The sequence below is a fragment of the Desertivirga arenae genome, assembly GCF_017355785.1.
GTDB lineage: Bacteria > Bacteroidota > Bacteroidia > Sphingobacteriales > Sphingobacteriaceae > Desertivirga > Desertivirga arenae.
Genome location: NZ_JAFEWE010000011.1, coordinates 79078 through 90690, shown reverse-complemented (window position 1 = coordinate 90690; position 11613 = coordinate 79078). Strand labels below are relative to the sequence as shown.

At 39.5% G+C, this 11613-nt stretch carries 8 protein-coding genes and 1 pseudogene; 4 read left to right on the top strand and 5 right to left on the bottom strand.

The genetic code is table 11. The features are described from left to right. Nucleotides 1–45: 45 nt before the first annotated feature. Nucleotides 46–4221: a hybrid sensor histidine kinase/response regulator transcription factor gene (locus tag J4N24_RS19090; RefSeq protein ID WP_207535329.1), complete on the bottom strand. Its 4176-nt coding sequence runs from the start codon at nt 4219–4221 to the stop codon at nt 46–48. A gap of 511 nt (nt 4222–4732) precedes the next feature. On the opposite strand from J4N24_RS19090, the gene J4N24_RS19085 reads away from it, so the two are divergent. Next, nucleotides 4733–6367, top strand: coding sequence for an RICIN domain-containing protein (locus J4N24_RS19085; RefSeq protein WP_207535328.1), 1635 nt, complete (start codon nt 4733–4735; stop codon nt 6365–6367). Between the two features lie 91 nt (nt 6368–6458). Here J4N24_RS19085 and J4N24_RS19080 read toward each other — a convergent pair whose 3' ends face one another. After that, nucleotides 6459–7400 (bottom strand): NAD(P)-dependent alcohol dehydrogenase, encoded by a 942-nt coding sequence (locus J4N24_RS19080; protein WP_207535327.1) that lies wholly within the window; start codon nt 7398–7400, stop codon nt 6459–6461. 373 nt (nt 7401–7773) lie between these two features. Here J4N24_RS19080 and J4N24_RS19075 point away from each other — a divergent pair, with 373 nt between their 5' ends. Next, entirely contained in the window at nt 7774–8685 is a 912-nt protein-coding gene (locus tag J4N24_RS19075) for a hypothetical protein (protein WP_207535326.1), read from the top strand. Between the two features lie 142 nt (nt 8686–8827). Here J4N24_RS19075 and J4N24_RS19070 read toward each other — a convergent pair whose 3' ends face one another. Both J4N24_RS19070 and J4N24_RS19065 read right to left on the bottom strand, forming a co-directional pair. Beyond that, the gene (locus J4N24_RS19070; protein ID WP_207535325.1) at nt 8828–9325 is read right to left on the bottom strand and encodes an ankyrin repeat domain-containing protein; all 498 of its coding nucleotides are present in this window, start codon (nt 9323–9325) and stop codon (nt 8828–8830) included. A gap of 252 nt (nt 9326–9577) precedes the next feature. Then, a complete protein-coding gene (locus J4N24_RS19065) occupies nt 9578–10543 on the bottom strand; it encodes an HNH endonuclease (RefSeq protein WP_207535324.1) in 966 nt (321 codons plus the stop codon). Between the two features lie 138 nt (nt 10544–10681). On the opposite strand from J4N24_RS19065, the gene J4N24_RS25925 reads away from it, so the two are divergent. Together J4N24_RS25925 and J4N24_RS19055 are read left to right on the top strand one after the other, a co-directional pair. Next, entirely contained in the window at nt 10682–10912 is a 231-nt protein-coding gene (locus J4N24_RS25925) for a heavy metal-binding domain-containing protein (protein ID WP_207535323.1), read from the top strand. A gap of 7 nt (nt 10913–10919) precedes the next feature. Beyond that, complete coding sequence (locus tag J4N24_RS19055; protein WP_207535322.1) at nt 10920–11312, top strand: hypothetical protein; 393 nt, start codon at nt 10920–10922, stop codon at nt 11310–11312. A gap of 22 nt (nt 11313–11334) precedes the next feature. On the opposite strand, the pseudogene J4N24_RS19050 reads toward J4N24_RS19055, so the two are convergent. Beyond that, a pseudogene (locus J4N24_RS19050) lies at nt 11335–11556 on the bottom strand (DUF3427 domain-containing protein); the annotation flags it as partial. Nucleotides 11557–11613: the final 57 nt, after the last annotated feature.

The following is an 11613-nucleotide window of genomic DNA, read 5'->3' as shown; positions in this document are numbered from 1 at the left end:
TTTAGTATGAAGCTTCCGCAAATCATTAAAGAAGTAGGCTAGCTCCTACTTCTTTAATGATTTGATATACTGTAAGGGCGATTTTCCATATTCCTTTTTAAATGCCCTTGAAAAATTTGAACTGCTTTGTAATCCAATACGGTCTACTACCTCATTCATTGTCACATCTTCATGCGTCATGATTTGAATCGCCTTCTTTAGGCGGATAGTTCTTATAAACTCACCTACCGATTGGTCTGAAACGCTCTTGATTTTTTGATAAAGTTTGGTGCGGCTGATGTATAAATGTTGACACAAGAAGTCTACATCAAGGTTTGGATCCTGAATATTTTCTTCTATAACATCCAAGAGTTTTTGAAGGAACTCTTTGTCTTTTTCGTTATGTACCAGCTCCGTAACCTCTACCAGATAATCACTGGTATATCGCTGTTTAAGTTTCTCACTTTGCTCAAATATGTTTTGAACCGTTAATTGCAGCAGTTCCATGCTTAGAGGTTTCCCGAAATAATAATCTGCCCCTGATCCCATTCCCTCCAGTTTCGAGTCTAAGGTATCCTTAGCGGAAAGTATAATGAAGGGGATATGGCTTGTTTCGAATTGTTCTTTTACCCGTTTACAGAATTCAATTCCGTCCATAACTGGCATCATCACGTCACTAATTATCAGGTCCGGCATTTTTTCTGCTGCAATTTCAAGGGCCTCTTTCCCATCAGCTGCTTCATAGATAAGATAATGCTTTTCAAAGCTCTCTTTTAAAAAGGATCGTAGTTCGCTGTTATCATCCACCAGCAAGATCCGCTTCACATGTTTTACGTCCTCATCAGTATCAATCCCGGCAAGCCTTAGAGGTAATAGAATGGAATTATCAACCTCTTCGAGTTTGGGCTCAAACTCCGTTCCGGGAGCAACTTTTTCAGCTTCAGCATAATTTTCTTCTCCCCAGGGAAGGCCTATAATGATCTCCGTCCCTTTATAACGCTCACTATAAACATAAATATTACCTTTATGTATTTGTGTTAAACTTCTAACCAGTGCCAGCCCAACTCCAGAGCCCAGGTGATCTTTACTTACCCTGTAATACCGGTCGAAAATTTTATGGATGGACTCGCCGGAAATTCCGATCCCTGTATCGGAAACGCCGAAGTAGAGGTATTTCTGAGAGCGGAAGTCTTTATTTAGAAGCTGAAATTCATGCTGGAATGATGGCTTGAATTCTTCCAGGTTAAAGAATATCTCCAAGGAGACCTCGCCACCTGGTTCTGTATATTTAAAACCATTATTTAATAGGTTTAGAAGAATTTTTTCGAGGATTTGAACGTCAAAATAATTGGTCAGTTCTTCATTACTTGCTCCCGTATGATCGATTAATTTAAAGCTAATGTCTTTCCCCTCCGATAGATCCTGAAAGTCGGTGATGAGTTCTTTACAAAATTGACTAATAGCCAGGGGCTGAACCTGTAACTTGATAATATCATCAGCAGCCTTCTTAAAATTCATCAATTCGCTCACCAGATTCATCAAACGCCTGGTATTCCTTAGCATAAGTTGATAGGAGTTACTTAAAGCCGGGTTATTATTCTGACTCATCAGATTTTCCAACGGACCCAATATTAAAGTCAAAGGCGTGCGAAATTCATGCGATATATTAGTGAAAAACTGTAGCTGCTGTTGATATAGCTCAGTCCTTTGCTGGTGCATTTCGTTTCTCTTTCTTTCATTGATAGCCCTGACTTCAATCTCCCGCTTCAAGCGGTACCATCTGGCCTGATAGATATATACTCCTGCCAGGCCTGAAAGGATAAGTAAGCTATATAAGATTTTGGCAAGAGTCGATTTCCACCATGGCGGTGTGATAGTAATATCCAAGTGTGCTTCATTTGCACTCCAAATGCCATCGATATTCGTAGCTTGGACAATAAATCTGTACGTTTTATAATCAAGGTTGCTATAAGCAGCTTTTGCATTTGTTCCATCGGTAAAGCGCCATTCTTTATCAAATCCCAACAGTTTGTAACGGTACTTGCATTTCAAGGGGTTAGCATAATTCATCGCAGAAAATGAAATCAGAAAGTTATTTTGGAGATAACTCAACCTAAGCTCTTTCGTATAGCTAATAGCTTCTGCAATGATATTCCTGGAAGATTTCTGTTCTCCGTATTCCGGTTTCTGATTATTGATGAGGATATCTGTTAAGACAGGATAGGCTGCAACACGGCTTGATTTTATTTGCTCCGGATAGAAATAATTAAGCCCACTAATGCCTCCAAAATATAGTCGCCCACTGGCACCTTTATAAGAGGAACCAACTTTAAAACTGTTTCCCTGAAGCCCGTCGTTTTTGTCGTAACGAATTAATTTACCAGTTTTAGGATCCAGGCGTTCAAGTCCGTTACCGCCCATCCACACATTGCCGGCATTATCAATTTCCATACTTTCCACATCCTTGAACACTCCGTAGCGATCAGTATATGGTGTAATAGTAAACGCATTTGTTTTCAGGTTTAGAGCGAGTTTGTTCAATCCTCCTCCAATAGTCCCGACCCAATAAATGCTATCATTCTGTTTGCAAACAGGGTAGGTATAATCGGAGGTTAAAGAGTTGGGTTTTGAGGATGCCTTATAATGAAACGTTTTTAAAATATTACCTCTATTATCTATTATTACACGTTTTAATCCCTTTGTACTTGATATGAATAATTGTGGTGTTTTACTGTCGGCCTGGATGAAATACCCCTCATCGTAGTATCGAACGTTATAGGTGTTAGAGGCATCCTTCCAGATCACACCAAAATTGTTCATGTGATTACCGAACCAGATATTGCCGTAGCAATCTTTAACCAGTGTTTCAATAACATACTTTGGAAAATGCTCGTATCCTGCAGGCTTCCATAATTCCCTCCCTCCTCGTTTTAATATTTCTATACCCTGGCCATTGCCAATCCATAAGTTGAAATCATTATCTAACGTCAGGGAGGCTATTTCATCGTGTTTTAATCTAACAGGAGAGTTATACGTATTGTAGTAAGTGTATTTTTTCGTTTTTAAATCATACTGGTTTAAGCCATTTGCAGTAGTGCCAATCCATAATTTATCCCCATCTTCCAAAAGAGATCGAACATGGTTGCCCGAAAGCGAATTCGGGATACCTGGGTTATTTTTAATGGTATAAAACAGTTTCTGATTCAAATCGCAATAACTCACACCACCGCCAAAGGAACATACCCACAAGCACTCTGAACGGTCGACAATACAACGGCCCAATGATTTCGAAGTCAAGCTCTGTTCTGTACTCCGATTGTCAAGTCTCTGAATAAACTGCAAATTATGGCTTAACCGGAGCAAACCTGAACTGCCATTGAGCCAATAATCCCCGCCGCCGCCTTCCATAATATCACGAATACGAATATCCTCTGGTACCTGGTAGGATTTAGACACAGCTAATTTCTGCAATGGGGTATTTTGCAGGGGTTTAGTTAGCAGCATGAGCTTTTTCTCTGTCGCGATGAGTAGGTTTAACTGCTTATCAAAATATAGCCTTGATAAATTAAGATCAGTAAGACCAGTTACTGGTATAAAAGTGAACTTTTTGTCTTTACCTAAAGACCATAAACCCTTATTGCTACTCAGGTAGAGAATTCCATTTTTATTGCTGACAAGGTCTGAAAACTCTACTCCGATGGGAATTTTTACAGCTTCCTCCCTTACATTTTCTCCTTCAACAGAATACATTTTTAATATACCTCCGGTAAGGCCATATAAGAGATTCCCGTCGGGCCTAAGAAGTTTCGAAAAGGGGGGAGTAACATATTTTTGAAGTTTAGGGAAATCAAGGTACTTTTCTGTCCTTGGGTTGAAACACTGCAATCCATCTTCGGTTCCCAGCCAAATTCTACCTTCCTCATCAGCCGTAATACTTCTTACACGATTTTTAAAGGCATTGTTCGCAGGAACATTTTCATTGTAGTATCGTTTGATGGAATACCCGTCATATCTGCTAATTCCAAAATAGGTTGCAACCCAAATAAAGCCATGCTTATCTTGTACAATGTCATTTGCATCCGTGTGCGAGAGCCCTTCATCAACAGTAAGGTGATTGAATTTAAAAGGGAAGGATGGGTCCTGTGCGAAAGCAGAGGAATGAGCAAGAAATCCAAGGAAAAAAAATAGTAATAGCTTAAGAAGCCGGCCTGTTATTAGTTTAAACAGATCTTTGATGTCCATCGAATATTATTGTAGTAATTTTAATTGGTTCGGATAGTGGGCCGGAGCCGCATTTCTGCAGACTAATAATCAGTTCCCCTTATGGTTATTTTGGTGGTAACGACCTAAGCGAAGTTCGATAAAATATTTGCCAGAATCAAGCCTGAAAGGGGCGTTTAGGCATAAAATTAAAGAAAATTGGAGGCTTTTTTAGGCATTCAGATTTGTGTAAATTCTATTCAATTATCCTGTTTGCCTAAACGTACATTTTTTTTGACAATAAGTTCTTTTTCAGTAGAACCGGGTATTTCTATCTTTTTTTTCCAGATCGATGACTATGTACATCACCTGTATTGCAATCACTGGAAAGCAACAGTTTTATGAAATGATCAGGTGTTAATTTATAATCTCTTTCTGTACAAAAGATCAAAAAAGATGTACGAAAAGGCTCACTCGCAGGGCGCATCCCTAATTTACTTTGTGTCTCATTCAATTAATCAATTTTCTAACTAATTATTTATTCACTAAATCGATGAAAGAGATTTATTTAAAAAAGCCCCGTGCTTTACGATGCCTGCTGCAAATCGCTGCACTTGCGGTTTTCCTGGTGTCCGCCTGTAAAAAGACGCAACCCGAACAGGCGATTCCTGAAGAAGCTTCAGGTAAATCAAAAGCAGGTGCCAGTATCAGTGTTGCTTCCAGTGATGCGGAGACGATGTTCAATGCTTATAACAGCGCATTTCTCGTCAACTCAGGTGGAAATACCTTTTATAAGTATGCCTTCAATAATGGAAATCCAGACAACTTCTGGGAGCTGGCTCTTGATATTATGGTAGCTGAAGATGCTTATGAAAGGAGTGGAACTGCGGCTAACAGGACGTTGGTGAATAACCTTTGTACCAGCTATCTTAGGATACACCCACCTCCATTCGATTGGGATGGATGGAATGATGATGTAGCCTGGGTTGGTCTTATGCTTGCGAGAGGTTATCAAATAACCGGGACTCCCGAGCTTCGCACCCAGGCAGAGTATTGCTTCAATTTCGTTTATAACAGAGGTTGGGATACCCAGTATAATGGAGGCGGAATCTGGGAGCAACAGCCTAATTACCCTGGCGTTACGGAAATTATTAAAGAGGCTTTGTCTAACAATACAACAGGTAAGCTTGGTTGTATCCTTTATCAGGTGACCGGAAACACTGATTATCGCACCAAAGCTCAGCGAATTTACGACTGGTCACGTTCACGCATTTACAATGCAAGCACAGGTGAAGTTTATCGTGGTATTTACAGGGATAATGCTATTTCTTATGGACCTGCAGTTTATAATCAAGGCACATTCATTGATTTCGCAGCACATCTTCATCGGATCACCGGTAATGCTACTGTTCTGGCTGATGCCCAGCAAGCTGCGGATTATGTTATGAATAATGGGGGGAACCTGGCACCTGGAGGTATTATCAGTAATACTGCAACTCATCTGATCACCTGGGGAGATGAGTTTGCACGGGGGGTCGGACACCTTTGCAGGTGGAACCCGCAATACTGGAACAGGTATTATAACTTTATGAATAACAATGCGAACGCCATTTGGAGGAATCGCAGAACGGACTATAGTATTACCTGGAATGGTTGGAACGCCGCGAGTCCCTTAGATGGTACTGCTAGGGCGGCAACATTTGCCAGTGCGGTTGCTATGTTACAATATACTCCGGCTATTAATCCAGCCAGCGGTTCTCTTTCAAATGGAACTTACCGAATAATAAACCGAGCCACCGGGCTTGCCTTAGACGCCAGTGGGGGAGGAACAGCTAATGGAACTCCATTAATTCAATATGGCTACAATGGTGGCAATAACCAGCGTTGGACAGTTACCAGTCTAGGGAATGGGCAATATAGCATTCGTAACGTCGCGAGCGGAAGATCAATTGATGTAAATGGAGCATCCAACGTTCCGGGAACCGCTACAATATTGTATGATTATCAAGGCAGTGCTAATCAAAGGATTACCTTAGGGACGCCAGCGAGTGGTTATTATACCTTGTTTTTCCAGCATGATTACCAGGTTTTGGATGTGTCAGGCGGTTCAACTGCCGCGAACACCCCAATTATTCAATGGGGCTATAGTGGTGGAAACAATCAGCAATGGCAGTTTCTAGCGCCTTAATCGCTGTTTGAAATGAAATAAAGCGGGCGTTCATTAGAACGACTGCTTTATTATCATTGCCCAAAATAAACGAAGGTCTTGTATCCAATGATTAATCCATTTCTACGACAACTTTCCCAACGTATCCGCCTTTCTCAGCATTTTCAAAAGCCACTTTGTATTTGGAAAAAGAGAATACTCTATTGACTTCAATCTGCAAACCCTTGTTCACAGCATTGAGCAAAATATCAGTGGCTTTGGCCGAAGGGCTCGATAGTATAACAATATGTTTTTTGGAGGTAAAAAGGTTTTTGATAAATGAAGTGGGAATTTCAATAGGCTGAGGCGTTGAATTCAAAAACAAGCTTTTCGCTTTCATGATTGGGCGGGCATCTTTATAGCTTAGTTTACCGGATAGATCAACCACGATGTCATAAGTCGCCTTCTGAGAAAGTACGTCGTCTTTCGTGTAATTTAAAAGAGCACTAGCACCCCATTGCTTTGCAAATTCAATTCCTCGCGTTGATGTAACGGCCGTTACATTAACGCCCCGTTGTTTTAGTAGTTGAAGTAAAAACATGCCAAAACCTCCGGTTGCTCCGTTCACCAAAACTTTAGTTTCTGAGCTAAGGTTACCCATTTTTTCCATTGCGTTAACAGCAGCCGTTCCAACTACTGGAATGGAAGCAGCCTGAAACCAATTGATACCAGAGGGTTTCTTCCAAACTAATGAGGAGCTCACGGAAATATACTCTGCTGATGCACCTGTTTTCATGTTTTTGACCACGCCAAAAACCTCATCGCCTTTTTTAAAATTAGTAACAGTAGATCCCACTTCTTCAACAATACCCGAGAAATCAGTTCCGGTGTATCTGGGAAATTTGGAACCCGACATCAGTTTCATTTCTCCCTTTCTTATTTTCCAATCCAAAGGATTAATAGAAAATGCTTTTACTTTTACTAATACCTCGTCTTTTTCAATTGTAGGTTTTGGTTGTTCTGCAATTTGCAAAACATTAATGTTTCCGAATTCTCTATAAACTAATGCTTTCATGATATTATTTTTAAATGCTTTAACTTGATATCACAAAGTTGCTAATAGAGGCATTCTCAAACTTGTATCAAATCACTATTGTGCTTTTCAATGATTAAGCTACTGCTAACAGTCTTTTCCAGCTACACAGTGGTTGTTGTGTTAATTTTTCTATGCTTTTTTAACATGTTAATAGAACGTGTTAAAAAATGTCTGTTTTTTTAACATGTTAAAAAAAACGTGTTAACTTTTTCGCTGGAAATTTAATGTTTCAGGTGTATCATAAACAAGTGCTGTTTAATGGCAATCATTTACCCTTAGTAATTATACTTCCAGACCTAAAACTATTTCCCCTATCTGGCTGTTTGAACTTCCAAACATCTGAACTTATCCTATGAAAAAACAACTACTATCCCTATGCCTGGCCTTGTTTACATTTACAGCGTGTTCTGTTGACGAACCTGAACAGCCTTCAACAGAAAAAGAAAAGGCCACTGTAACGTTTAACGTATCTGATCTTGCAGTATCAGTTGGTGATTTTAAGTCTGGGTCTAATGCGACTACTCTTGCAGATTCTGTTAAAAAATTCGCTGATTATTTAAGTTGTAAGATTTACGATAACAACGGAACTCCTTATACTATAATAAACCAGACTAAGAGCACTCCTAATTTCGGAACCTTTAGGGTAGAACTGCCTGTTGGTTCTTACAAGGCTGCCTTTGCTGCTTCAACCGGAAATTTCAACTGGAATGTTGCTAATAATTATATTGGTCAGGATTATGTAGATCCTGGAAACCGGACTTACGACCTGTTTTTTAAGAAAATAGATCAGATTAAAGTAAGCGAAGACGCAGTTGAGGAAGTAATTTTAGATAGAATAGTATCCGGAATAGACCTGGTTGTAGAAGATTCAATTCCTTCCGAGGTATCTTCTATAAGCATTATCACAAAAAATGAAGGATCTGTACATATGGTGCTTGATGGAATTTCTATGGGTTCTGTTCCAACCCGTACCGCTACCTTTACCATAGGTAGTCGAGATCGCAGAATTCTAAATAAAACATTCTCTACTTATGCCCTCCCCAATGATGGCATCCCCGGAACGGCTGTCGAAATAAAAGCCTTCGACGCGAGCGCAAAAGAATTAGTTTCTAAGGAGGTAAAGGTCGACTACATCAGGAATAAGAAGATAACGATTAAAGGAAAGCTGTTTACTTGTTTATCTACCGGGAATAGTAATCCCAATTTCTCAATCAAAGTCAATGAAACCTGGGACAAGGGGGGCGTTGAAGTTAAGCTTCCTTAGCTAAATCTGTTAGAAATATTGAAACCGCTGGCAGCGTCAGTGTTGGAATAACAGCATGTGGCACCGATCATGAAAGCGATACGAATATTTAGGTATTGCGCTAACCTCTTTTATAGTATATAATAGTAGAAACCGGAATGGGTCAATACGATCTGAAAAACTGCTTGATATCGTAGTTGGCAATTTTATCAGCGAATGATCTCGGACTGTTACCGGAATTATTAAGAGCATCCGGATCTGCACCTTTAGCCAGGAGTAGCTTTATCATATCACCTCGTCCTTTGGATTCAGCAACAGCCACGAACAAAGGAGTTGTGCCAGAATTGCTTTTACAGTCAACCTCAGCACCTTTCTCAATTAGAAATCCTGCTATATCAACAAGATAGTTTTGAGTAGCATAATGTAGTGCAGTATACCCTAATTTATCTCTCAAGTTCAAGTCTGGACTATATTTAATAAGCTGTTCAAGGACCTCCTTCCAATTTACCAGAACAGCCTGAAATATTAGAGAACGGCCATCCCGGTCCACGCAGTTAATAGTTACCTCAGACAGCCATTGTTGTATGACCTCTGAATTTCTCACAAAGAATGCTCCTATAATTTCTTTTGGAATTGCTTTACTACTTTTTGCTTTGGCCATTGAAACTCGATGTTCAGATTAGAATATTAATATTATCGTAATTCGAGAATATATGATGTGAAAATCAACTATGCTAATATTAGTATGTCTCGTCCTAAAAAATGTAAATTTAATGGGAAACTTTACAAAACGAAAGGTAAGCTTGTTCGTGTAGAAAGCAATTAATGAATTTTTTTGAGGTCGCAAAGTGCGTCCTCAAAAAAAAGCCATGTAACCTTCATCATCTACGGCCGTTAGTAAACATAATTTAAACTACCCCTTAAAAATATTCTCCCTGTGCCATTCCAAGTTCTCTTGGGAAGGATAGTACCTTGGCCCAAAAGGCAGTCTTATCTTTCGTTCGTTCAGTTGAGCCAGACTGTAAGGATGTGCTTCCACTTCAGAAATCTGAGAGGAGACAAGGATTCCATAAGAGCTATTAATTGATACTAAGCCTCTGTCGAAGGCGCGGTGTAGGTTAGGGCAAAGAGCAATACCATTGTTTATCTTATCGTCTCCGCTAATACTAAAAGGAACAATATGACAAGCATCAATAAAATTGTACCCGAAAGTAGATTCTAGTCTCATACCGGTAAAGCTACACGTTGAATCATATACCCTCGGTACCAATTTCTTAAACATTCCACCTCTAACATACAGGTCCTCCTCTGATTCTATTTTTACCGTTTTATACTGCGCTTCGGGTTCATTCAGTAAGTAATTTTCCAGGTCGTGGATATAGCCTTCTCCCTTTTCCTTACTCAATATGTAATGCTGTCTGGTAGTAGGAAAATAAGTGTCAATGAGAACAGTTTTTATAATATTCCGGGATACAGAATCCGATAATAATAAATATAGAGTAGGGGAGAAGTAAGCGTATTCCAATACTTCAGCAAGACGTACTACGCTTTTAATGTGTGCATTGATTTGGTAGCCCAACTTTGCTTGCAAAAACCAAATCTGCTCACCATCAATCTTCTCACTCTGCATGTAGTAGAAAGGCTGCGTGAAGTCTGGTTGATGCGGTGTATTAACTAGAAGCCTCCAGTTTTCCTGGAACATTGCCACCAGCTCCGGGGTAACGTAGATCCTGTTATCTGTTACTAGGCCTTGTTCTATCAAATCTATAATTGAAATGAGAAGAACGGGCTTATGCGGAGCTTTGCCGTAAGGAGTGGAAGCCCGATTTAAACGTTTAAGTTTAGAAAGAAAATTATTAAGGGTATTAGCCGTCACCATTTGCTCAGTCTAATGTACAGAAAAGATTGTAAAGCATGGTAGATAACGGTTCTTTGACTATATCTTCAGTCCTTAAAATTCACCCCTCTATATTTCTATATTTTTGTACTTTTATAAGCACCTTATGCACTCCTTATCATGAGTCAAATTCTTATAATCACAACCAGCAATATCGAGGGCCGGACAATAAGAAGTTGTTTTCAACCTATTTCATTTAATATCGTAATTGGGACAAATGGCTTCAGTGACTCCTCTGCTTCAATAACAGATTTCTTCGGAGGAGTTATTCAAGTTATGAAAATAAGCTTCAGGGAATTTCCCTTTATGCTTCAAATAGCAGATCGAAACAATCGCAGAAATTTCATATAGATAAATAATGAAATATGTACTTATCTATACTTTGGTTTTAGTTATAGTAGGAGAGATATTACTTAAGTTAACGGGATACGTTGCGGATCATCTCGTTTTTCTGATTTCTCTCCTCGGAGCTTTCAATGTCAGAAATAAATACTCCTGGTTTTACCTGTTTTTAGTTGCCGGTTATGGTTTATATGCAGTCGCCATTGGAAATAGACTAAGCAGTGACATGTGTCAACTAGCAACTGAATTTACGGCTTGTCTGCAATCTTACTTATCAGAACAACACTCGGAATTGGCCTTGTTAGACCGGGCAATTGGCTTACTCCCAATGTTGTTTTACCTGAGTACGTTAACATTTGTGCTATCTGCAAAGACAAGGAAAATATATCGAATAAAATTTTTCAATTAAAGCCTGAAATTTTCGACACCCATTACCCCACCGCCAGCTTCCCGCTATCCTTCCATAAATATGCCGGCATAGGTTCATTCAATTCCCATTCTATATTCATCGGTCTCGAGCCGCTGGACTTTCTGAAATTGGCGTCTCCTAAGAACACGTACGACATGGTGTTTCCATACTCGTCATCGTTCTGTTCTCTTACAAAAAGCAGAATGGTTTTATTGATCTCTTGATGGTTTAAATATGATAGGCCTTTAGGAGATTCTGGTTAAGTGGCATTTTGTAATTGCGAGTGAAAAAGGTATTCATG